The sequence below is a fragment of the Rhizobium altiplani genome, assembly GCF_001542405.1.
GTDB lineage: Bacteria > Pseudomonadota > Alphaproteobacteria > Rhizobiales > Rhizobiaceae > Rhizobium > Rhizobium altiplani.
On sequence record NZ_LNCD01000145.1, the window covers coordinates 41095 to 65107 of the forward strand.

Consider the following 24013-nt stretch of genomic DNA (forward strand, 5'->3'; position numbering starts at 1 on the left):
ACTGCCGACCGGGCCTCGCCGTCCGGAACTCCAATGTTCCAATAAAGCAGCTCGATGCACTCGGTCGGCGCCCCGCCAGGCGGCCGGCGGGAGGAGTGGTGTATGGAAGGCCGGAACCGCTATGTTGATTGACAAGATTCTTTCCCGTTTCAAGATCAAGACCAAGGTCCTGATCTTTGTATTGCCCTTCGTCGTGAGCATTTCTGCCGTCGGCCTGACCGGCCTCTATGCTTCGGGCATGCTGCAGGGACGTATGGAAATCTCCAACAGCGTCCTGCGGTCGCTCAGCGGGTTCAAGGATCTCTATGGCTCCATGGACGACTTCCTGCAGATGACCAGCCAGGAAGCGCGTGACAAGCTTTACGGGGACATCAAGACGCAACAGGGCACGCTGAACGCCACGCTGAAGCAGATCGGCGACAATGGCGGTCGCGACAACCTTCTTGCCGCCATCGACGGTACCTCGGGAATTTCCGACACCGTGGGCAAGCTCTGGACCCTGCACGAGCAGGAGCTCGCCCTTCGTAAGTCGATCGATGACGCGCAGAAGGTGATGATCACCAGCCGCTTCAACGTCAACTACGATGCGCAGCAACTCGAGGAAAACATCCGCAAGGATGAGGGCAACGCCACTGCAACGCTGCGCGCCGCCGACCGCCTGCTGAAGGGCGGTGATACCCTTGCGGCCGTCATGGCCGACTTCAACAAGGCCCAGCTGCCGGCTGACAAGCTGAAGGTCGTCACGGACGCCATTCCCGCTATCGCAAAGGCGCAGCGCCTGATCGAGATTTCGGTCCCCGCGAACCAGAAGAGCATGACACAGTCGCTGTCGCAGACGATCAGCGACGTGAAGGCGCAGGCAACGGCGGCCGATGCCGGCACCGACGAGGCGATCGCCAATCTCGGGCGACTTGTCTCCCGCTTCCGTCAGATGTCGACCTATACCCAGCTGACGGCAACGCAGATGATGCGCGCAGCGACGACGACCTTCGTCGAGCTCGACAGCCGTATCGCGCAGACGAACTCGGTTCTCGAAGACACGCGCCGTCTGGAGAGCGCGATCTACTCGCTGCAACTCGTGCTCGGTGAGTTCGCTGCCAAGCCTGGCAAGGAAAATCGCGTCCGCCTGCATCAGGAGATCGCGACGCTCGGCACCAACCTAAACACGCTGCTCGCCAGCGCGAAGGGCATGAATTTCGCGGAAGACATCGTCGCGGCAATGTCGCCTGCCCTTGCCTCCATGGATAAGGATGCGCAGAGCCTAGTCGACACGATCAACCAGCGCGTCACCGACTACGCATCCGCTCGCCAGCAGCTTGATGCCGTCTGGGGGCAGCTCACGACGTTTGCCGAATTGCAGAAGAAGAGCGCCGGTGCCGAGCGCACTCAGGCAAATGGCATCTCCGTGCTGACGACGGGCCTCGGCATCCTGGTTTCGATCATCGGCGGCATTGCCCTTGTCCTGACGCTGCAGCGCCCGATCGGCCAGATCACCGCCGCGATGCGCCGTATTGCCGATGGTGCGCTCGACACCAACATCTCGGGCGACCAGCGGTATGACGAAATCGGCGACATGGCGCGCGCGCTTGGCATCTTCAAGGAGAATGCGATCTCCAAGATCCGCATTGAGGAGCAGAGCGAGGAAGAGCGCGTCGCGGCCGAGCATGAACGCCAGCGCAACGACGCCGAGAAGCGCGAAATGGACCGCCAGATCGAGTTTGCTGTCAATGCGCTTGCCTCCGGTCTCGAGCGCATGTCGCAGGGTGATATTTCGACCACGATCGACACGCCGTTCATCGGTCGCCTCGAGCAGCTCCGCCAGGACTTCAACGGTTCGATGATGCGCCTGCAGGCCACCATGAGCCAGATCCGCGACAACGTCGAGATGATCCAGGGCAACGGCAACCAGATGGCTCAGTCTGCTGAAGACCTCTCCAAGCGTACTGAGCAGCAGGCAGCTTCGCTGGAGGAAACCGCCGCTGCCGTTGACCAGATCACTGTCACGGTCCGTTCCTCGGCCGAGCGGGCCAAGGACGCCGATCAGATCGTGCGCCAGGCAAAACGCAGCGCCGACGACTCCGCAGTTGTCGTCAGCAACGCGATCGACGCAATGGGCCGGATCGAAGCGGCGTCCCGGCAGATCGAACAGATCATCGGCGTTATCGACGAGATCGCATTCCAGACCAATCTGCTGGCTCTGAACGCCGGCATCGAAGCAGCACGCGCCGGTGAAGCCGGCAAGGGCTTCGCCGTCGTCGCCATGGAAGTGCGTGAATTGGCGCAGCGCTCCGCTGCTGCGGCGCAGGAGATCAAGGGTCTCATTAACAAGTCGACCACCGAAGTCAGCTCCGGTTCGCAGTTCGTGCAGGAGACCGGCACGGTGCTCGCGAAGATCAGTGCCCAGATCGTCACGATCAGCCAGCATGTCGAAACGATCGCCCGAGCGAGCCACGATCAGTCGAGCGCACTTGGTGAAGTCAACGCGACCGTCAACCAGATGGACCAGATGACGCAGCAGAATGCGGCCATGGTCGAAGAGACGACGGCAGCAAGCCGCGAGCTTGCGGTCGAGGCGGATTCACTGCTGCGGCTCATCCAGCAGTTCAAGATCGGTGGCGACATGCAGGCGAGCGTCTACCGCGCGGCATAAGACGACGGCCAAAACAAGCGCTTGGAGGGCCCCGGTATACCGGGGCTCTTCTGTTTTTCCGAATACCGTCTTTTTAAGTTTTCGACGATTATCAATTTTTTGAAGATTTTCTTTAAATTTTCGCATTAGCCTCCGGGGCTCACGTCTCAGGGGATACCTATGCTACGCCTGTTCTCGGCTTCCATCGTACGTCAGATCGTCGCCATCACACTCGTTCTACTCGTCTTCAGCACCGCAGCGATCGTCTGCGCCACCTATTACAATCTGAGCGCTTACGTGATGACGAGCGCCGTGTCTGACGCCAAGGATGCAAGCAGGACGATGGCGGTCCTCTACGGCGCGAGCGATGCCGGAGTGAAGGTCGAAGTCAGCAACAACGAGCTTGCCGGGGTAACCGAGGAAAAGCTGCCATCGCTCGGCGATCACGTTCTGGTCGATCGCACCGCACAGTCGATTGCTGGCGTTGCCACCGTCTTTGAACGCCAAGGCAGCGACTACGTCCGTGTTTCCACGAACGTCAAGAAAGAGAACGGCGACCGCGCTGTCGGCACGAAGCTCGCGGCGGATCATCCCGCGCAGGCGGTACTGGCCAAGGGGCAGGCCTACTACGGCCCGGCTGACCTTTTCGGTCGGAAGTTCATGACAGGCTATTTTCCGGTGAAGAACACGGCCGGTTCAAACGTCGGCATCCTGTTCATCGGCATCCCGATGGAAGTCTATTACAGCAGCCTGCAGCAACTGCTGATGCTGGTGGCCGGTGTCGGTGTAGCGGTATTGCTGCTCGTCGGCGTGGCAGCCTACTTCGCCATCCGGGCGTCCATCAGGCCGCTCGAGGCGCTGACGGCGACCATTCATACGATTTCCGACGGCAATCTCGACAGGCCGATCCCTTGCGTTGAGAAGCAGAACGAATTCGGCGCGATCGGACGCGCGCTCGCGCTGTTCCGCGACAACGCCCGCGCCCGCCAGGACTTGGAGATGCAGGCGGCCGAACAGCGGCAGCATAGCGATAGTGAACGTGCCCGCAACGACGCCGAGAAGCGCGCGCTTGACGGCCAGATCGACTTCGCCGTCAACCAGCTCGCCGCCGGTTTGGGGCGCCTGGCGCAGGGCGATGTTTCGCAGACGATCCAGACGCCATTCGTCGGTCGCCTTGAGCAGCTTCGCGTCGATTTCAATGCGTCGCTCGTGCGGCTGCAGGAAACCTTGGCGCGCATTCGCGACAACACCGCTTCGATCCAGAACAACTCCGGGGCGATGCTGGCGTCTGCCGATGAGCTTTCGAAGCGTACGGAAGGACAGGCTGCCAATCTGGAGGAGACGGCGGCCGCAGTTGAGCAAATCACCGTGACCGTCAAATCGTCGGCCGTACGTGCCCGCGAGGCGAATGATGCCGTGTCCGCGACCAAGAAAAACGCCGATAGTTCAGGCGCTGTCGTCACCGACGCGGTCGCGGCGATGAACCGTATCGAAGAGGCGTCGAAGCAGATCGAGCAGATCATCGAAGTCATCGATGACATTGCGTTCCAGACGAACCTTCTGGCGTTGAATGCAGGTATCGAAGCCGCCCGGGCTGGCGAGGCGGGCAAGGGCTTTGCCGTGGTTGCGCAGGAGGTGCGCGAACTTGCACAGCGGTCCGCCGATGCGGCGCGCGAAATCAAGGGGCTGATCGAGAAGTCGACGCGCGAGGTTACCGCAGGCTCCGGCCTTGTGCAGAAGACCGGTGCCGTGCTCGCCGCGATCAGCCAGGAGATCATTGCGATCAGCAGCCATGTCGAAATGATTGCGACGGCAAGCCAGGATCAGTCCGCTGCCCTGCAGGAGGTCAACGGCGCGGTCAATGCGATGGACCAGATGACGCAGCAGAACGCCGCCATGGTCGAGGAAACGACCGAGGCGAGCCGCCAGCTCGCCAACGAGGCCGATGCGTTGATGACGCTGGTACAGCAGTTCCGGTTCGAAGCCGCCCAGAATTACGACCGCGTGAGGCATGCGGCGTGACCGACGTTCCCGGATCGGCAAGCGTCCGTTCTTCCGGAGCGGCGCTTCCCGCTCCATAGCCACGGAGACGTGAGGAAAGCCGCGACGCGGACCGCGCGGGAGCTGCCGAGGCTCTCGTAGAATTCGCTTTCGGCCTTTGCCGAGTACTTGTCACGACTGCCATTCAGCAGGTCTGCAATCTGGGCGACGGCGATGAGAGTGATCATGGCGATGTCCTTCTATATGGGCATCGCCTTAGTTATTCCTCGAAATTTGGTTTATAAACGGGAATTTCCTCACTATGTTTTTCATCGATGAAAAGCACACAATGGGATTCCTTTCAGCTATTCGTGCAGGTCGCTCGCTTCGGCGGGCTGACGGGCGCCAGTGCGTCGAGCGGGCTCAGTCCCGCCACGATTGGTCGTCGCATGCTCGATCTCGAGCATGAGATCGGCAAGGCGCTCTTCATCCGCAGCCAGAAGGGTTACAGCCTCACCGCGGATGGCCAGGTCCTTTTGGATCATCTGCAGGACATGGAGGCCGCGGCGCGCAAGATTGACGCCTGGCGGCAGGCCGGGAGCGTTGGTGCGACGGTCAAGGTTGCCGCCGGCACTTGGGTCGCGTGGCTTCTGACGGAGAATTTCGCCGCGATCCGCAAACCCGGCGATGCCTTCGCTATCTCTTTGACGGTCGGCGAAGCGCGCGCCAACCTCAATTACAGGGAAAGCGATATCGGCATCCGCGCCTTCGAGCCCGAAGAAAGCAAGCTTGCCGCCCGCCTGCTGGGCGAGGTGGCCTACGCTGTCTATACGAGACGCAATGTTGACGCGACCGAGGACAGGTGGGTGGCCGTCTCCGAAGAGGATGCGATCTCGAACTATCTCCGCTGGCCGCACCGCAATGCAGGCGGCTTGATCGTTGCAACGGTCAACCGGCCACGCTCGCTGCCGGAGCTGGTGAGAGGAGGGGCGGGCAAGGCGGTCTTGCCATGCTTCGTCGGCGACCTCGATCCCGAACTGCAGCGTCTTGGCGGCGAACTGCCGGAATTGCGCCACCGGCAGTGGATCGTCATGAACAACGAGGATCGGCACCGGCCGGAAATCCGGACCGTTGCCGATCGCATGACGAAATTGCTGAAGAGCTATGTCGATCTGTTTGCGGGCAGGCGCGCCAGCCGAAGTTGAGGGCGCCCGCCGCGATCTCAGTTGCGCCCCGCGACTATGATGGGGATCAAAAGATCTCCCCAGTTACCGTCGCCGCCGTGGTGTCTCGCCGAGCGAACGATCTCGACGGAGACACCGGCATCGACCGCCTTCATCACCGACTGGTTCAGTCGGTGCAGATCGTTGGCGAGCGTACGGATCGTCGTCTGCTGGTCTGTGGTCATGCAGGTGGACTGTTCTTCAGCGCGTTCCTTGACGCGTGCAAGAGTAGGCATGGCATTCTCCTCCTTGGTGCGATCATTCTGCTGCTGGTTTGAACTGTGCATGTTCGGTGGATTCCCTCATCGCCGTAGTCGACGAACGTCCGCCGGTGATGGCCATCGAAACGGCATCGAAGTAACCGGTGCCGACTTCGCGCTGATGCTTGGTAGCGGTGTAGCCGTTGACCTCCGCCGCGAACTCCGCCTCCTGCAATTCGGAATAGGCAGCCATCTGCCGGTCCTTGTAGCCGCGGGCGAGTTCGTACATGCCGAAGTTCAGCTGGTGGAAGCCGGCAAGCGTGATGAACTGGAACTTGTAGCCCATTGCGCCGAGTTCGCGCTGGAACTTGGCGATCGTCGCGTCATCCAGGTTTTTCTTCCAGTTGAACGACGGCGAGCAGTTGTAGGCGAGCAGCTTGCCGGGATGCACCTTGTGGACCCCCTCGGCAAAACGGCGTGCCTGCTCGAGATCCGGCTTCGACGTCTCGCACCAGATGAGATCGCAGTGCGGTGCATAGGCGACGGCACGGGCGATGCACGGCTCGAGCCCGTTGCGAACCTGATAGAAGCCTTCGACCGTGCGGCCGGCATCGTAGTCGACAAAGGGCTGGTCGCGTTCGTCGATATCTGAGGTCAGTAGCTTGGCGGCTTCCGCATCCGTGCGGGCAATGACGAGCGTCGGAACACCCATGACGTCGGCGGCGAGGCGAGCCGCATCGAGGTTGCGGATGTGTGCTGCGGTCGGGATCAGGACCTTGCCGCCGAGATGGCCGCACTTCTTCTCCGACGCCAGCTGGTCCTCGAAATGGACGCCGGCTGCACCGGCCTCGATATAGGCCTTCATGATCTCGAAGGCGTTCAGCGGGCCACCGAAGCCTGCTTCCGCGTCAGCAACAATCGGCGCAAACCAGGTCTCGACGGAGAGGCCGTTCTGCTCTGATGTTTCGATCTGATCGGCGCGCTGCAGGGTCCGGTTGATCCGCTTGGCCAGTTCCGGACCGGCGTTTGCCGGATAGAGGGATTGATCCGGATACATGGCCGAGGCGGTGTTGCTATCCGCGGCGACCTGCCAGCCGGACAGGTAGATTGCCTTCAATCCGGCGCGAACCATCTGCATCGCCTGATTGCCCGACAGGGCTCCGAGAGCATTGACGAAATCATCCTGATGCAGAAGCTGCCACAACCGCTTGGCGCCCATTTCCGCGAGGGAATAGCGCAGTTCGACGGAGCCGCGCAGCCGCTTGACGTCATTGATCGAGTAGGGACGCTCAACCCCATTGAATCGCCCAGCTGGAAGGTCCCGGTGCAGCTTGTCAAATTCTGTCATCTTATGCTCCTTGCAGATTGTGTGGTCAGTTTGGATGATTGACAGAATTTACAAATCCCGGAAAAACACCAGAGTTTTCTATGGAGTAACCATCGGAAACGAGTTAGGATGCAAAGCCTTGACAGGCTGGCTCTGTCAATTTGTAAAGTATTGTAAAGTTATCTGCGCGGACTTTTGTAAAGGATTGTCACATGGCGGAGCGCAAGATTTTTGCGGGGCCAAAGGTCCGGCGCATTCGCAACGGCCTCGGTTTGACTCAGTCAGCGATGGCCGAGGAGCTTGGCATCTCTCCATCCTATCTCAACCTTATCGAGCGCAACCAGCGGCCACTGACGGTGCAACTGCTCCTGAAGCTGTCGTCGGTCTACAAAGTCGATCTGGAGGAGCTGAGGGACGAGAGCGGCGGCAGCCTCAACCAGCTGCGCGAGATTTTTGCGGATCCGCTCCTGGCCGGCGAGCTTCCCGGCGACCAGGAACTCGTGGAGGTCGCGGAGGCCGCGCCCAACGCGGCAAGCGGCATCATCAAGCTGTACCGGGCCTATAGCGAACAGGCGAACCGCCTGTCGGACCTGACGTCGTTGACGGCCGGCGCGGGGCAGGTACCGCTCGCCGGTGCGCGGCTGCCGGCCGACGAGGTCCGCGATATCATGGAGCGGCGCTCCGCCTATTTCTCTCAACTGGAGGCTGCGGCGGAGACCTTCCTGGCCCGCTTTGCCGAGACGCGCGATCTGCCGGCCGCGTTCAGGGAGTGGCTGCGGGCGGAACGCGGGATCAGCGTGCGTGTCCTTCCCGTTCACGTCATGCCCGATCTGCGGCGCCGCTTCGACCGGCACTCGATGCGGCTCTTCGTTTCCGAGCGCCTGTCGCCGGCCGATCAGGCGCATGAGATCGCCATCGAGGTGGCAACGCTCGCCTTGCGTGATGCGATCCTGGCGGAACTCGATGGTCTGGCGCTGTCGACGCCGGAGGCGAAGCGGATAGCGCGCTTCGAACTCTGTCGTTACGGCGCCTTGGCGCTTGCCATGCCCTATGGGCCATTTCTCTCCGCGGCCCAAGGCAGCCGATACGATGTAGATATCCTCCGTTCCCGCTTCGGAGTTTCCTATGCGCAGGCCGCAGCCCGGCTGGTCATGCTGCAGCGACCGGGCGCTTCCGCGATTCCCTTCTTTATGATTGAGATCGACGCCGCCGGTCACCGACTGCGGCGGGCTGGGGCGCAGGGTTTCCCGCATTCGCGTTTCGGCGGCGGCTGTCCCAAGCTGAACATTCATGCCGCCTTCCTGCAGCCGGGCCAGATCCTTGCCGAAACGGTCGAAATGCCGGATGGCGCCCGCTATCTCACGGTCTCCCGGACGCTTGAAGGGCCGAACGCCGCGTTCGGCGAGCGCATCAGGCGCACCGCATTGCAGATCGGCTGCGACGCTGCCGCCGGCGAAGCGTCGGTCTACGGCCAGGTGGCAACGTCTCAGCAGCCAGTTGCGATAGGACCTGCTTGCCGCCTTTGCGAACGGCGCGGATGCCTCTCACGCGCCGAGCCGCCGGTCACACGGCCATTGGGCCTCGACGAGATGGTTGCGGGCCTCAGCAGCTTTGATTTTCAATGATTGTGAAATGATTGAGAGTGCAGGTTTTTGCGCTTGTGGGCTCTCAAAAACATTTCTAGTCTGCTTGCAAAACCAGAGGGTCGGCGTCTACAGGCGCCACAAAGCAAGAAGAAGACAGGAGATATCATGAGGTCAACATTCGCAAGACTTGCAGCGAGCGCCGTTGTGCTTGCATTCGCCGCTGCGCCGTCCTTTGCGCAGGAGCGGGTGGTCAACGTCTACAACTGGTCGGACTATATCGACAGCTCCATCCTTGAAGACTTCACCAAGGAAACCGGCATCAAGGTCGTCTACGATACCTTCGATTCCAACGAGACGGTTGAAACCAAGCTGCTCGCCGGCGGTACCGGCTATGACGTTGTCGTCCCGAGCGGCGACTTCCTGCAGCGCCAGATCCAGGCCGGCGTCTTCCAGAAGCTCGACAAATCCAAGCTGCCGAACCTTTCGAACATGTGGGATATGATCCAGCAGCGCACCGCCATGTACGACCCCGGTAACGAATACGCGGTGGACTACATGTGGGGCACCAACGGGATCGGATACAACAAGAAAAAGCTCGCCGAAATCCTCGGGCCGGACGCAAAGGCGCCGGGCCTCGAAGTCATCTTCGATCCGAAGGTTGCGGAAAAATTCAAGGACTGCGGCATCTATGTCCTCGATGCGCCTAAGGACGTCCTGCCGTCTGCCTTGACCTACATCGGACTTGACCCCAATTCGAGCAAGCCGGCCGATCTGCAGAAGGCCGGCGAAATGCTGGAAAAGGTACGGCCCTTCGTTCGCAAGTTCCACTCCTCGGAATACATCAACGCCTTGGCGAACGGCGACATCTGCATCGCATTCGGTTATTCCGGCGACATCTTCCAGGCTGCCAACCGTGCGACCGAAGCCAAGAACGACGTGGAGGTCGGTTACTCCATTCCGTCACAGGGCGCGCAGATGTGGTTCGACATGATGGCGATCCCGGCGGATGCCAAGCATGTTGCCGAGGCGCACGAATTCCTCAACTACATGATGAAGCCTGAAGTCATCGCCAAGGCCAGCAACTACGTATTCTACGCCAACGGCAACAAGGCGTCGCAGCAGTTCATCGACAAGGAAATCCTCGAAGACCCGTCGGTCTATCCGAGCGAGGACGTGATGAAGAAGCTCTATAGCGTCACCCCATGGGATCCGAAAACGCAGCGCACGGCGACCCGGATCTGGACGAAAGTCGTCACCGGCCAGTAAAGAATATCAGGCCCGGACGGCAACGCCCGGGCCTTTCCTTATCATGCCGATTCTGGGGACGTCGGTTCTCAAAATGACTTTTCGGGGCACATAATGAAGTCACTTGGCAATATTCGCCGTTCCTTTGCGCCGTGGGCAGACCCGGCATCGAAGCCGTTCATATCGTTCAATAACGTCACGAAGCGGTTCGGTGACTTCACCGCCGTCGATGACCTGTCTCTGAATATTTATCATCGTGAGTTCTTTGCCCTGCTCGGGGCTTCCGGATGTGGGAAATCCACGCTGCTGCGCATGCTTGCAGGCTTCGAGCAGCCGACCTCGGGCGAAATCGTCCTCGACGGCACCGACATGGCTGGAACGCCACCGTACAAGCGACCGGTCAACATGATGTTCCAGTCCTATGCGCTGTTTCCGCATATGACGGTGGAGAAGAATATCGCCTTCGGCCTGCGCCAGGATGGCATGCCCAAAGAGGAGATCACCGAGCGCGTTCTGCAGATGCTGAAGATGGTGAAGCTCGAGAAGTTTGCCACGCGCAAGCCGAACCAGCTGTCCGGTGGCCAGCGCCAGCGTGTGGCCCTGGCGCGTTCCCTTGCCAAGCGACCGAAGGTGCTGTTGCTCGACGAACCGCTTGGCGCGCTCGACAAAAAGCTGCGCGAGGAAACACAGTTCGAGCTCATGGACCTGCAGCAAAACCTCGGTCTGACCTTTGTCGTGGTCACCCACGACCAGGAGGAGGCGATGACCATGGCGGACCGCATTGCGGTCATGAGCCACGGAAAGGTCATCCAGGTCGCGACACCGGCGGAGATCTACGAGGCGCCGAATTCCCGCTTCGTCGCCGACTTCATCGGCGACGTGAACATCTTTGATGGCAAGGTCGCGAGCACGAACGACAGCACCGTCGAGATCGCCGTCGACGAAAATTTCTCGATCAGTGTCGTCACTCCCGAAAAGCCGGCAATGGGCGCGCCAGTCGGCTTTGCCATCCGTCCGGAAAAGCTGAAGGTCTCGCGCAAGCCGCCAGCCAATCCAAGGGTAAACGCGGCGTCCGGGGAGCTGTGGGACATCGCCTATCTCGGCGACATGACGGTCTTCCACGTGAAGCTGAAGAGCGGCAAGGTGGTCAAGGCCTCGCTCCTCAATGCGCAGCGCGCTGTCGACGACCCGTTCACCTACGACCAGGAAGTCTGGATTACCTTCGCCGAGGATGCCGGCGTCCTCCTCAAGGATTGAACCATGGGCAAGCTCGGTTCCGCATTCTACAATCGCCTGGTCATCATCATTCCCTATGTCTGGCTGCTGCTGTTCTTCATGGCGCCGTTCTTCATCGTCTTCCGCATATCGCTCTCGACGACGGCAATCGCCATGCCTCCCTACGAGCCGGTCTTTGCTCTGGCTGACGGCTGGGCCGAGTTCTGGGCGAAGATGCGCACCTTTTCCTTCGAGAATTACAGCTATCTGCTCGACGACCCGCTCTATTTGAACGCCTACATATCGAGCGTCGTGATCGCTGGCGTATCGACGTTCCTTACGCTGCTGATTGCTTATCCGATCGCCTACGGCATGGCCCAGGCTCCACGCAGCATCCGTCCGACGCTACTGATGCTCGTCATCCTGCCGTTCTGGACGAGCTTCCTGATCCGCGTCTACGCCTGGATCGCAATCCTCAAGCCGGAGGGATTGTTCAACCAGCTGCTATTGTCGGTGCACGCCATCGATACGCCGTTGATCATTCTGAACACGAATGTCGCGGTCTACATCGGCATTGTCTATTCCTATCTGCCGTTCATGGTCCTGCCCCTCTATTCCTCGCTGGAAAAGATGGACGGCACCTTGATCGAGGCAGCGCAGGATCTCGGCTGCACGCCGATTACCGCATTCTGGCGGGTAACCTTCCCGCTGTCGCTGCCAGGTGTGGTTGCCGGATGCATGCTGGTGTTCATCCCCGCGGTTGGCGAGTTCGTTATCCCCGACCTGCTTGGCGGATCGGAGACGCTGATGATCGGCAAGACGCTGTGGAACGAGTTTAACTCCAACCGCGATTGGCCGGTGTCCTCAGCGGTGGCGACGATCCTGCTCTTGATCCTGGTGATCCCGATCGTGTTCTTCCAGAACGCGCAGGCCAAGGCCGACGAGCAGGGGAGATAGACATGCTGAGATGGACCCGTTTCAACATCGCCTCCGTCGCGCTCGGCTTTGCGTTTCTCTATCTGCCGATCGTCCTGCTGGTGGTGTTTTCCTTCAACGAGTCGAAGCTGGTGACTGTCTGGGGCGGCTTCTCGACCAAATGGTACGTCTCGCTCCTGCACAATCAGGCTCTGCTCGATGCCGCCTGGGTGACGATCCGCGTCGGCCTCCTTTCGGCCACGGCGGCAACGGTCCTTGGAACGCTCGCCGCGATCGCCTTGGTGCGCTACACGCGCTTTCGCGGCCGCATGCTGTTTTCCGGCATGGTCTATGCACCGCTTGTCATGCCCGAGGTGATAACCGGCCTGTCGCTTCTACTGCTGTTCGTGGCGATCGGTTTCGACCGCGGCTTCTGGACGATCACGCTGGCGCACACCACGCTCACCATGTGCTTCGTCGCCGTCGTTGTGCAGTCGCGACTGTTGACGTTCGACAGGTCGATTGAGGAAGCGGCGCAGGATCTTGGCGCACCACCGGTGCGGACCTTCTTCGAAGTGACGCTGCCGATCATCGCGCCTGCCGTGCTTTCCGGCTGGATCCTCGCCTTCACGCTGTCGCTGGATGACCTCGTCATCGCGAGCTTCACCTCCGGCCCTGGGGCGACGACGCTGCCGATGAAGATCTACAGCCAGGTCCGTCTCGGGGTAACGCCTGAAATCAACGCGGTCTGCACCATTCTCATTGCAGTCGTGGCGATTGGCGTCATCTGCGCCTCCACCATCACGAAACGCCGTGAACTGCAGCGCGAGCGTGACGAACGTGCGGCTGCAAACGCGCCGTGATTATTTGGTCGATCCCTGCTGCGTGACGGGAGCCGGGGAGATCACCGGCTCCGGCCACGCGCCGCCAACGAAGAACGGCAGAGGCGGGAAACTCGTAGATGCTGTCGGGTCAGTTGCTTCGATCGTCCCCGACAGTGCCAATCCATTCGAGTGGTATGGGATGACGCCGGAAAGGATCAGCGTCTGCTGGGGACCTTCGATACGGCCGCCATGGATGGTCGCCACGCCATCGGCGAGATCGGCGGCGATGTCGAAATTGTCAAAGGCAAAGGCACGGTGGGATACCGCGTTCAGCGTGAAGAAGTCCGCGCGCGTGGCTTCTTCGCGTACGGCCTCCGCATCGAAGCCCGGAAGCGAGCCCGAGCGCGCGCGGAAAGCGATCCTGCCCGTCACGTCGCCGGCTTCGACCTTCCAGAGCGGCTTTGTCGTTTTGATCGACATGTCGAGAGAGCCGGTGGCAAGGGGGAGTGGTCCCTTCAGCTGAAGCCGCTCGATCAGCCCGGCGAAGTCGGCGCCGCGGATCGACAGTTGCAGTTTGCCGCCGCCGTCGAAATCACCGCGCATCGCCTCGAGATGAGCGGACAGGGAGCCGCCTTCAAACTCGCTGTCACCGATGTCGAACTTTGCCTCGTTGCTGGAAACGATGATGCCCGCTCCGACATCGGAGAGGATGAAAGGTTCGATGAGGGCCTGTTTCGCGGAAAGCCGAAGATCAAGATCGAGTTTCTGCAGCGCACCGCCATCAGGCCGTCCGCCAGCCTCGCCGGCGGCCAGACGAAGCACGAATGCATCGAAGAGCGACCTGAAATTCATCTGGTCGAAGGCCAGCGTGCCGCCAAGTTTGGCGCGTTTGCCTGGCGGAAAGGCCACGTCCATCACGCCCTTCGCATTCGACCCATTCATGCTCATATTGACATTGTCGAAGCGGAAACCGTTCGCAACCGAAGCGACATCGGTCTCGATCGAGAAGGTCTTGAGGGTCGCGATACCCGGCAGCGAGCGGTCGGCCCATGTCAACAGTGCCGGCAGATCGGGGATGTTCAGCGCCATGTTGCCGGAGAGGTCAAAGAGATGCGAGATGTTCGCGAGTCCCTGGAACCGTGCCGTGAGCAGGCTCGAAGTCAGCGATCCGCTCATTTCGGCCTTGTTGCCGCCGAAAATGAGAAGCGGGCTGGGGGACGAGAAATCGAGTTTGAGATCCTGCCCACTCATCCGTGCGATCAGCACGGCGGTAATCGGACTCGACAGTTTGCGCCAGCTGACGTCGGCGGTCACACCCTCGAAGCGATAAGTCCTACCGCTTGCGACATCGGCGACGTTGACGGTGCCATCCTCAACTGTGATGGCACCGACGGCGGCATCCAGTTTCCGATCTAGAACCTCTCTTCCACCTTCCTCACGCGCGCCTGAGATCGCTCGCGCCAGAAGCCCCTCATTGGTCCAGTCGATCACGCCGCTGCTTTCACGGGTGAGTTGCAGGTTTGGGCGGAAAAGGTGGAACTCGTGGAAGCTCGCGCGCCCTCGGATCGCATCGATCAGGCTGAACTCGGCGGAGAGGCTTTCGATCGTTCCGAGCAGCCTATTGCCGTCGCCTTTCTGGTGAACCGAGATCTTGCTGAGGGTGATGCGAGGCGTCGGCCAGAATTCGATGACCGGCTTGCCCGCGACCTCGGCACGATAGCCGGCCCATTTGGACAGGGCATCCTCGATGCCGGAGCGAACGAGGCCGGTTGAAATCAGGTAGGGGGCGGCGACACGAAGCGCCACGAAGATCGACAGGACGACAAGCAGGGTGACTGTGGCAAGCCGGGCGAAGCCAGGCAGCCAGCGTGACACGGGTCTGATTTTCTTCCGCCATCGCGGTTGTCTTGACGTACCCATGAATTCCGCCGGTATTTTCGGCCGTCGCCGCCGTTAATGCTCTGAAATGCCCGATATATCAAATGCAAGCTGCATGCAAACGCGAGCCTCTGACTTTGCTCGTCACTCCCTTTATAAGCTGATATTGCATGGTATACAGGCGAACAAATAGGAGAAGTCTCGAATGCGCGACGATAAGCCACTCTGGATGCCTTGGCGTACATCGGTCGAAGCGAGCCCGATGTACGCCTTCATGCAGCAGTGCAACCGTGACTTCGATCTCTCCCTGACAAGCTACCATGATTTGCACGCTTTTTCTGTCGCCGACAGGGAACGGTTCTGGACATCGGTCTGGGAGTTCTGCGGCGTCAAGGGCGAGCGCGGAGCACGCGCGCTCCTCGATGGCGATGTCATGCTCGATGCGCGCTTCTTCCCGGATGCGATGTTGAATTTTGCCGAGAACCTGCTTTCCGGAGAAGGCGTTGACGATGCACTGATCTTTCGGGGGGAGGACAAGGTTGCCGATCGTTGGAGCTGGGACCGGCTGCGTGGCCTGGTTTCCAGGTTGCAGCAGGCATTCAAGGCAATGGGGATCGGTCCCGGAGATCGGATTGCGGCGATGATGCCGAACATGCCCGAGACGGTGGCCTGCATGCTGGCGGCCGCGTCGATCGGCGCGATCTGGTCGTCCTGTTCGCCCGACTTCGGGGAGCAGGGTGTTCTTGATCGGTTTGGCCAGATCGGGCCGAAGCTTTTCATCGCCTGCGACGCCTATTGGTATGGCGGCAAGCTGCAGGACGTGAAGGCCAGGGTGGCGACCGTGACGAAGCAACTCGGCGCGCCATGCCTCGTCGTCCACTATGCAGGGGATGCCGCCGCGGTCGCAGACGAAACACCCGGCGCCAAGACGCTGGACGACTTCATCGCGCCCTTCGAGCCGCGTTCTGTCGAGTTTACGCGCCTGCCCTTCGCGCACCCGCTCTATATCCTCTTCTCATCGGGAACGACCGGCGTTCCGAAGTGCATCGTCCACTCGGTCGGCGGCACATTGTTGCAGCACCTCAAGGAACACCGGCTGCATTGCGGAATTCAACCCGGCGAGAAGCTTTTCTATTTCACCACATGCGGCTGGATGATGTGGAACTGGCTGGTGAGCGGCTTGGCGGCAGGTGCCACGCTTTGCCTTTTCGACGGCTCGCCTTTCGCGCCTGACGGCAATGTGCTCTTCGACTTTGCGGCGGCCGAGAAGTTTGCTGTTTTCGGGACCTCGGCGAAATATATCGACGCGGTGCGCAAGAGCGGGCTGACGCCGCGCACCACTCACGACCTCTCCAGTCTTCGGCTGATGACATCGACCGGATCGCCGCTCTCGCCGGAGGGCTTCTCCTTTGTCTACGAAGGCATCAAGGAAGACGTGCAACTCGCATCTATTTCCGGTGGCACGGATATTGTTTCCTGCTTCGTCCTCGGCAACCCCTTGCAACCAGTCTGGCGTGGCGAAATCCAGGGGCCGGGCCTCGGCCTGGCGATGGATGTGTGGGACGACGAGGGCCGGCCGGTTCGCCAGGAAAAGGGTGAACTCGTCTGTACAAAGGCCTTTCCGTCGATGCCCGTGATGTTCTGGAACGATCCTGATGGGGCGAAGTACAGGGCAGCCTACTTCGAGCGTTTCGACAATGTATGGTGCCACGGCGACTTCGCGGAGTGGACCGCGCACGAGGGCATCATCATTCACGGGCGCTCTGACGCCACCCTCAATCCCGGCGGCGTCCGCATCGGAACCGCGGAGATCTACAATCAGGTCGAACAGATGGGCGAAGTCGCGGAGGCTCTCTGCATCGGCCAGGAATGGGATGACGATGTCCGCGTGGTTCTGTTCGTGCGCCTCACGCCCGGCGTATTCCTGACCGATGACCTGACGAAGGCGATCAAGAGCCGCATTCGCACAGGCGCCTCGCCACGGCATGTGCCGGCAAAGATCATTGCCGTCAGCGATATTCCTCGCACCAAATCGGGGAAAATCGTTGAACTTGCGGTGCGCGAGGTCGTCCACGGTCGGCCGGTCAAGAACAAGGAGGCGCTTGCCAATCCGGAGGCGTTGGATCTCTTCGCGGGGCTTGCCGAACTGCGCGCGTGAGCGACGGGTGCAACCGGCCACTACAAGCTTTCACCGTTAACAGATTGAAGGCGGCGGCAACTTTTCGTTAAGAAACGTTGGTCATGAATGAATTTAACTTGGGGCTGCAGATGAACGAGGCAGCCGGAGCCTTGGGCTCCTGAAACATGATGTTGCTTAACTAAGCCCTTGTTGAACAGCACACCCCAACTCTCAGGCAGCCCCTCCGGCTGCCTTTTTTGGTTCAGCCTGCAAGGACCCGCTGTGACGGGAAGGCGATCTCTACCAGCGTGCCTTCGTTGGGTGCGGAACTGATCGCGAAAATGGCCCGGTTGGCATCGACCATCGCCTTGGTCAGCGGCAGGCCGAGTCCCGTACCTTCGCCACGCGGCCGAGACTGCGCGGACACCTGACGGAACGGCTTCATGGCTTGGTCCAGTTCGCTCCGTGTCATGCCGACGCCGGTATCGCGCACCCGCAAGACGACGCTGCCGTTTGCCTCATAGGAGGTGGAGACGACAATCTGTCCGCCCGCCGGCGTGAACCGTATCGAGTTCGACAGGATGTTGAGTGCAATCTGCTTGACCGAACGGAGGTCGGCGACGACGTCAGGCACGGCCTGGGATAGGGCTGTGCGGATGATGACTCGCTGGCTGTTGGCCTGCGGCTGGAGGAGCGAGACCGCCTCCGAAACCGCCTCGTTCAGGTCGATGGCGCCGAAATCGAGGTCCATTTCGCCGGCCTCGATCTTCGAGATATCCAGCAGGTCGTTGACGATATCGAGGACATGGCGTCCGGAACGACCGATGTCGTTGGCATACTCGACATAGCGCGGATGCCCGATCGGGCCGAAGCGCTCGCTCGCCATCATGTCGGAAAAGCCGATGATCGCATTGAGGGGCGTACGGATCTCATGGCTGACGCGCGCGAGGAAGTCGGTCTTGTGTTCGCTCGCCGTCTCCGCTGCGCTCTTGGCGCTGCGCAGTTCATCCTCGGTACGCTTCCACTGGGTGATATCGCGGATGACCGCGCAATAGCCGCTCGAGGAGGTGAGGCGTCCCATCGTCATGAACAGCGGCACGAAGCCGCCGCCGGCTTCGCGTCCGATGACTTCGCGGCCATCGTTAAGCACGCTTGCGACGCCGTGGCCCGAGAGGCCGCCGAGGTAATCGAGCACAGCTCTTTGGCTCTCATGCGCAAACAGCATGACGAAGGGCTTTCCGCGGGTCTCGTCCTCATCGTAGTTGAACAGCGCGCTTGCCGAGCGGTTCATCGAGCGGATGTCGCCTTCAGCGCCGATCACCACGACGCCGTCGGTCGCCGTTTCCAGGATCGAGCGCAGTTCTTCGACTTCCACCTGCAGCTTGGCGACCTTCTCCAGCATCCTTTCGAACGAACGAGGCTCTGCGGGCGGCGCAGGGCGCGCGCGAACTGCCGCGTCGCTTGCCGCCGGCATCAACGCCAGCATCAAGGCGCTGCTTTCCTCCCAGCGAATGGACTGCAGCCGCGCCGTGACCGGAACGAGACTATCATCGACCGTTACCAGCATCATCGAACCGGAGCGGCCGGCACTTCCTTCGAGCTCCGAGCGCTGCAGCAGCGCATCGATGCCACCGACCTCGCCCAGGGCTTCCAGCGACTTGTAGCCGGTCAGTCGCATGAATTCCGGGTTGGCGTGGATCAACTGGTCGCCCGCATGCACGAGGACGGCGACAGGCAGCTGGTCGATGGCAGCCGCGGACAGGCCGGCGCCCATTTTTGCGCGCGGCGGAATGAAGCTCGCCAGCATATCCATCTGGCTGACGGTTTCTTCCAACCCCTCGGTCACACCGTCGTCGGGTGCGGAGGCCGAAGTGACCGTCTCGGGTTCGTTGACAGAAGGCTGTGCCTCGTCACCCTCTTTCTGTTCAGGCGAGGCGTCTATCGAATCGTCCTCGAATGCGGAGGATTGATCAGCAAGCATACTGGCCTTCGGCGTTTCCGCTGCCGCGATGTCGCGCTTCCCGGTTTCGCTTACCCGAGGCTCGTCGTCGCTGCGCGGCTCGCGAACGCCGAAGGCTTCGAGACGCTTGGCGATCTCGCGGAAATTTGCCTGCTCGGCGGAGGTGAGCTGCGGCCCGGCCCCGTGGAGCTGTACGATCTTGTCGGTCAGGCGGCGGCTCGGACTTTCGACGATCCGCAGGGCCGGCGGCTCTGCTGATGGTTGTGTTTTCGTCGGCTCGGGTGTCGCCTCAATGTCAGCTTCGGTGGTTGCGGCCTCTTCTGCAGCCGGCTCGAAAGCCGGGGCGGTCGTCTCCACCACCGTCGGCTCGCTGGTCGCCACTTCATCGGCGAGCGCCGACAACGCTGCGTCTTCAGAGGTTTCCGCCTGCTGCTCGAGCGCTGCCGCGTCGATGCCGTTCGGGCCAAGTGTCAGGCCTAGCGCCAAAGGATCTTCGGCGGCATCGGACAGGCGCACGACACCGAAGCCGCGAAAACCGTCGAATTCCCGGCTTCGGGTGTAGGTGGGCAGGGCCGCGAGGTCGACCGGGACTGCCAGACTCGTCCCTTCGATCGGCCAGTTGATTGTCTTGCCCGACCATGTGTCGCGCCGCGCCAGAGCTTCGCTGATCTTGCCATCGGGATCGAGATTGAAGAGTGCCGAAATATCGCTGAAGGGCGTGCCGACGACGTCAGCCGCATGTGGTCCGACCGCCTCGGCAAATTCGCTCGACACCTCGCTGAACCGTCCCGCCGCGTCGATTTTCCAAACAAATCGGGTCGCGCGGCTATTTGGATTGAACACAAAGGTACCCGCCTTGGCGGCCCGGGCTGGCTCCGACTGCTCTATCTCAGGGGCGACGGCGGCATCCTGATCGGCGGCGGCTCTGACATGTTCGGTTGCTGGTGCTTCCGCAGGACTGTATGCGAAGGCAGCGGCCACAGCGGGTTCATCCGTCAGGCGTTCCGGCGTTGTCTCGGTTGCGTTCGGTTCCTCGGCGGCCTCGTCCGTCGGAGTAGGCAGCGGCTCGGCTTCCTGGCCCATCGCTTCAGCGCCGATCGCCTCCTCGGCGATTGCGGCAGCTTCCGTGGTCATGGCTTCGGGTTCGCCCTCGTGATTGTTCTCCTCGGGAAGCTCTTCCATGTCCTCGATGCCAGCAATGGCATCGATCGCGTCGACAAAGCTCGCGACCTGCGGTGCCTCCTTATGGTTAACGGCGGCTGTGGAAAAGTCCTCTGCGGGCGCCTGAGAGTCGATCGGGTCGAGATGCCCGATGACGGTTTCAACGGCGAATAGGAGATTGAGGGCCGGCTCGTCACTGAGTCGTCCGACGGCGGCCGGAAGGAGGCCCTTGCCGGTGGCAACGGGCCGTTTCACCAATCGGTCCGCGTGGCCGCCCGCAAGCGTCGTCATGGCCTTGGCGGTTTGCTCCGTGACGCCCAGCGCGGCAAAACCGGGCGACGCGGCGATGATTTCGCCGTCGGCGCCGATCACAGCCATATGCGTATCCGGATCGTCGAGCCCCTTGAGCATCCGTTCGGCGGATGCCTTGATCGACAGGGCGTTGGTCGCAACCGGCAGGGACAGAAGAACGGCGCGCTCCCCGGAGGAAAGGCGGATCAGTTCGACAGTTGCCTGAACGGCAACACGTTGGAAGCCCCGGGCAATGCGGATCAGAAAGTTGCGGCTGTCGCCGACATTCACGAGCTGCCGGGCTGTGGCTTCCAGCTGGCGAAAGGTGATGTCAGCCGCATTTATGCCTTGGTCGAGCAGATCGTAGACCGCCGATTGCCCGAAGAGCTCGGCGCCGGCGCCGTTCGCCCAGAGCGCGCGGCCGAGATCCGCCGACAGCAGCACCATCGCTTCGCCACGCGAAAAGCGTTCCCGTACCCGGGCATGCACGGCGATGTCGATGAACGGGTACTGCACTGCGGGCATGATCGAACCTTCGGCTTCGGTCATCGTGAAAATTAATAGTCTATTAATAACGATAGCCCGGAACGGGGTCCAGAACGGCGTCCGGCTTTCGGCTGGAAAGGTTAACGCATTGTGCGCCGCACAAGTATGTTGCAATGCACAAGAATCTGCGCTATATAATGGACATCTAACCTACGAGGCCATCACGCATGCCGAGGCAAAAGGAGCGCAAACCAATGGCTAACATAAAGATGGACGACGTTTTTTCAATGTCGTCGTTTGATCCTTCCAAGTTCACTGAATCTTTCCGCGACTTCGCGGAAAAGGGCGCACAGCAGTCGCGTGAAGCCTATGCCAAGATGAAGAGCGCCGGCGAAGAAGCGAGCAAGACGCTCGAAGTCACGGTTCAGACTGCCCAGGCCGGCGCTGTTGAAATCGGCCACAAGGCGATCGACGCTCTGCGCACGAACGCGGAAAACTCGCTGACCCACATGGAAGCGCTGCTTGCAGTCAAGTCGGTCGCCGAGCTCGTCGAACTCCAGACGACTTTCCTGCGCAAGCAGGTCGAGCTGACGATCGAGCAGGCGAAGACCATGCAGGAAACCTCCAAGCAGGTTGCCGAAAAGCTTGCGAAGCCTTCCAAGGAAGCAGCTGAAAAGGTCATGGCCTCCTTCAAGGCGGCCTGATTCTTTAACAGGACACACGAAGAGGCTGGACCATTTGTCCGGCCTTTTTGTATATTGGGGCGAGATAGGGCTTGAATTAATTTCCAAGTCCTCGTATGTGACCCCCGTCGCGTCGGACGCGACTTGTGCGGTTGTAGCTCAGTTGGTTAGAGCGCAGGTTTGTGGCACCTGAGGTCGGAGGTTCGAGACCCCCCAACCGTACCATTCTTCCACAATGAAATCAGAGTACAACCGACCCTGTCCGCCCGGGAACCATGTTCCGGGAATGCTACTTGGAACTTGTCTCGAACATCTGGCGCGTTGAAGGTCTAGGCGTTCTGCAATTGGCGTGGCAATACCGCCGAAAGCTCGTCGGGTCAGCTTCCGCCGTCCGCGCCCTCCCAAAAAGAGGTGGCATTGCGAATGTTTTTCGAGATGCCCCGTTCTTCCCGCCACGTGCGTCCGGTGTCCTCAACTATCGGCTTGCGGTCCGGAGAGAATATATAGTTATCGTAGCCTGCGACGGCGCGCTCCAAGGCCGAATTCACACCTGAATAGAATTGCTTCTCCGGATCGAAGAGCGGGTCCATAAGAACGGCGCTCATCCTGGCGAAATTGCCCTCAATAACCGAGGGAGATGTCGTGAATTTCGGATAAGTTCTAGGAAGCGGAAGCTTGATGCCTAAGATGGTCGTGTAGCGCCTGCGCCTATGAAGATATCCCCGCCTCGCTATGTCCCAGTTTTGATTGGCAGTGTGGAATGATGCCTGCTTGACGTTCTCAGACTCGAAACAAGCCTCGATGCGAGAGTCGATGTCATCCAACGCCAGCCAGTCGTCTTCCAGGTGCATGACGAAGCCGCTCGTCGTCGACGACCAGAGCCTTTTCACCGCGGAACCAAAGCCCGCGTCAAAAGGCGTGAAAATAACAGGTGATGGGAAGTAGCGCCTTACGACTTCGACGCAGGCCCCTAAGTCAGCCTCGTCTCCGAATATGGGATCAATATTTACGAAGACGTTTTGCACATCGTGGTGGGCAAATGCTCGATGGGAGAAGCTGTCCAGTGTCGCGCGCAGGAGTTCCGGTCGACGACCGGCAATGATCGTTACGTCGATTTTCACTTTTGCGTCACCTACAGATTGCCACCAATTGGCTGGCTTTCGCCCAAGCAACCGTGTATGCGAACCCGACATGGATTTGGAGTCCGTAGTGAAAAAAATCGTAAGAGAAAGGGCAAACTCAAGAACGCGACTGGGCTTTTCGTGGCATCTGAAAGGAGAAAATTCAGCGCCAATGAGATCGCGCCCTTGGTGTTTTTCCGTTCGAAGCGTCAACCGCCGATTACCTCGATCTGCTTCAGATCGAAGTCTTTGGCTCTGCGAGCGTATGTGATGTCCCGGACTATTAATGTATATGCGGCTTCCGTAGGTAGCCGGTTCGGTCAGGAGGCGGAGAACTTCGGCGACAACCTAATGGCTGATTTGCTGGAGGGAATGTTTGGCCTCAAAGCCAACTACGTCAAGCATGGCTCCGCGGAACTCCTCGGCGTTGGCAGCATTCTGGACTCCTATTACAGAAGAAAGAAGGGCGCGAGTGTTCCGCTTCTTTCAAGACGTCCCTGGAGAACGCTGCATGTCTGGGGCTCGGGTTTCATGAACGAGAATTCTGCGGCCGTGTGGCCGCAACGATTGAAATTTCATGCCGTCCGCGGGCCGCTCACGGCCGCGAGAGTGAAGCAACGTTTGCCGTTGGGCGACCCGGCTCTCCTTCTCCCCAGGCTCTGGCCTATGCGGGGCATTAAGCAATTCGCTGTTGGAATTATCCCTCATTTTGCAACCCTTCCGCTTTTCAGGGACAGGTACGCGAGCAGCCTTCCTAAAGGATGGCAGATTATCGATCTCCTGCAGAAGCCGAAGGAGATTTGCGAGCTGATTTCGGCGTGTGACGTGATCGTCTCCAGCAGCTTGCACGGGCTCATTGTCGCCGATGCGTACGTTGTACCGTCAAGGTGGGTAGCGCCTGAAAACTCTATTAAAGGCGATGGCTTCAAGTTCAGAGACTATGAGGCACAGCGAGGAGTTGCGTTTTCGCCTCCGGTCGAGTTCCATGAAATATTGAGCAATGGAATCAAGGGCGAAGACCTAACTGTCTCCACGCCAAGCAACCAGTTGCTTGACCAGCTAGTTTCGTCGTTTCCTTTCAAGTGACTTCCAAGATTCTGGGCCATCCTGATCGCTCTCCAAGAATGGTCGGTCTCAAAGGCTTATCACCGGCGAACCCGGAAAGCTTAG

17 protein-coding genes and 1 tRNA gene are annotated in these 24013 nt (G+C 60.3%); 12 read left to right on the top strand and 6 right to left on the bottom strand.

The genetic code is table 11. From position 1 onward, the window contains the following. Positions 1–121: 121 nt before the first annotated feature. Together AS026_RS36740 and AS026_RS36745 are read left to right on the top strand one after the other, a co-directional pair. Positions 122–2650 (top strand): methyl-accepting chemotaxis protein, encoded by a 2529-nt coding sequence (locus AS026_RS36740; protein ID WP_062375918.1) that lies wholly within the window; start codon positions 122–124, stop codon positions 2648–2650. Positions 2651–2809: 159 nt separating this feature from the next. Further along, positions 2810–4651, top strand: a complete 1842-nt coding sequence (locus AS026_RS36745) for a methyl-accepting chemotaxis protein (protein WP_062375922.1) — start codon at positions 2810–2812, stop codon at positions 4649–4651. On the opposite strand, the gene AS026_RS36750 is transcribed toward AS026_RS36745, so the two are convergent. Continuing rightward, on the bottom strand, positions 4624–4857 hold the full coding sequence (locus tag AS026_RS36750) for a hypothetical protein (protein ID WP_018856834.1): 234 nt from the start codon (positions 4855–4857) through the stop codon (positions 4624–4626). The two genes, AS026_RS36745 and AS026_RS36750, sit on opposite strands and share 28 nt — an antisense overlap. A gap of 87 nt (positions 4858–4944) precedes the next feature. Between AS026_RS36750 and AS026_RS36755 the strand changes: the two genes are divergently transcribed. Further along, the gene (locus tag AS026_RS36755; RefSeq protein WP_062375926.1) at positions 4945–5814 is read left to right on the top strand and encodes a LysR family transcriptional regulator; all 870 of its coding nucleotides are present in this window, start codon (positions 4945–4947) and stop codon (positions 5812–5814) included. Between the two features lie 17 nt (positions 5815–5831). On the opposite strand, the gene AS026_RS36760 is transcribed toward AS026_RS36755, so the two are convergent. Continuing rightward, positions 5832–6068 carry an SMc00767 family acetate metabolism repressor gene (locus tag AS026_RS36760; protein WP_025659502.1) on the bottom strand — a complete coding sequence of 79 codons (237 nt, stop codon included), beginning with the start codon at positions 6066–6068 and terminating at the stop codon, positions 5832–5834. Between the two features lie 22 nt (positions 6069–6090). Then, positions 6091–7380, bottom strand: a complete 1290-nt coding sequence (aceA, locus tag AS026_RS36765) for an isocitrate lyase (RefSeq protein WP_062375930.1) — start codon at positions 7378–7380, stop codon at positions 6091–6093. A gap of 191 nt (positions 7381–7571) precedes the next feature. On the opposite strand from aceA, the gene AS026_RS36770 reads away from it, so the two are divergent. The 5 genes from AS026_RS36770 (at position 7572) to AS026_RS36790 (ending at position 13183) form a co-directional block, all read left to right on the top strand. Then, positions 7572–8984, top strand: coding sequence for a helix-turn-helix domain-containing protein (locus AS026_RS36770; RefSeq protein WP_062375935.1), 1413 nt, complete (start codon positions 7572–7574; stop codon positions 8982–8984). Positions 8985–9110: 126 nt separating this feature from the next. Beyond that, entirely contained in the window at positions 9111–10211 is a 1101-nt protein-coding gene (locus tag AS026_RS36775; protein ID WP_062375939.1) for a polyamine ABC transporter substrate-binding protein, read from the top strand. 93 nt (positions 10212–10304) lie between these two features. Continuing rightward, the gene (locus AS026_RS36780) at positions 10305–11447 is read left to right on the top strand and encodes an ABC transporter ATP-binding protein (protein WP_018856840.1); all 1143 of its coding nucleotides are present in this window, start codon (positions 10305–10307) and stop codon (positions 11445–11447) included. 3 nt (positions 11448–11450) lie between these two features. Continuing rightward, entirely contained in the window at positions 11451–12362 is a 912-nt protein-coding gene (locus AS026_RS36785) for an ABC transporter permease subunit (protein ID WP_062375944.1), read from the top strand. A 2-nt stretch (positions 12363–12364) separates the two neighbouring features. Further along, positions 12365–13183, top strand: coding sequence for an ABC transporter permease (locus AS026_RS36790; RefSeq protein ID WP_025659499.1), 819 nt, complete (start codon positions 12365–12367; stop codon positions 13181–13183). Here the strand turns inward: AS026_RS36790 and AS026_RS36795 are convergent, their stop codons facing one another. Then, entirely contained in the window at positions 13184–15064 is a 1881-nt protein-coding gene (locus tag AS026_RS36795) for an AsmA family protein (RefSeq protein WP_062375948.1), read from the bottom strand. Positions 15065–15227: 163 nt separating this feature from the next. On the opposite strand from AS026_RS36795, the gene AS026_RS36800 reads away from it, so the two are divergent. Further along, positions 15228–17180 (top strand): acetoacetate--CoA ligase, encoded by a 1953-nt coding sequence (locus AS026_RS36800; protein WP_062375953.1) that lies wholly within the window; start codon positions 15228–15230, stop codon positions 17178–17180. Between the two features lie 223 nt (positions 17181–17403). Here AS026_RS36800 and AS026_RS36805 read toward each other — a convergent pair whose 3' ends face one another. Beyond that, on the bottom strand, positions 17404–21078 hold the full coding sequence (locus AS026_RS36805; protein WP_062376067.1) for a PAS domain-containing sensor histidine kinase: 3675 nt from the start codon (positions 21076–21078) through the stop codon (positions 17404–17406). A 215-nt stretch (positions 21079–21293) separates the two neighbouring features. Between AS026_RS36805 and AS026_RS36810 the strand changes: the two genes are divergently transcribed. Beyond that, positions 21294–21743 (top strand): phasin, encoded by a 450-nt coding sequence (locus AS026_RS36810; RefSeq protein ID WP_018856846.1) that lies wholly within the window; start codon positions 21294–21296, stop codon positions 21741–21743. Positions 21744–21870: 127 nt separating this feature from the next. Continuing rightward, a tRNA-His gene (locus tag AS026_RS36815) sits at positions 21871–21947 on the top strand. A 152-nt stretch (positions 21948–22099) separates the two neighbouring features. Here the strand turns inward: AS026_RS36815 and AS026_RS36820 are convergent. Next, positions 22100–22843 carry a hypothetical protein gene (locus AS026_RS36820; protein ID WP_062375956.1) on the bottom strand — a complete coding sequence of 248 codons (744 nt, stop codon included), beginning with the start codon at positions 22841–22843 and terminating at the stop codon, positions 22100–22102. 351 nt (positions 22844–23194) lie between these two features. On the opposite strand from AS026_RS36820, the gene AS026_RS42165 reads away from it, so the two are divergent. Next, positions 23195–23929, top strand: a complete 735-nt coding sequence (locus tag AS026_RS42165) for a polysaccharide pyruvyl transferase family protein (protein WP_160330135.1) — start codon at positions 23195–23197, stop codon at positions 23927–23929. Positions 23930–24013: the final 84 nt, after the last annotated feature.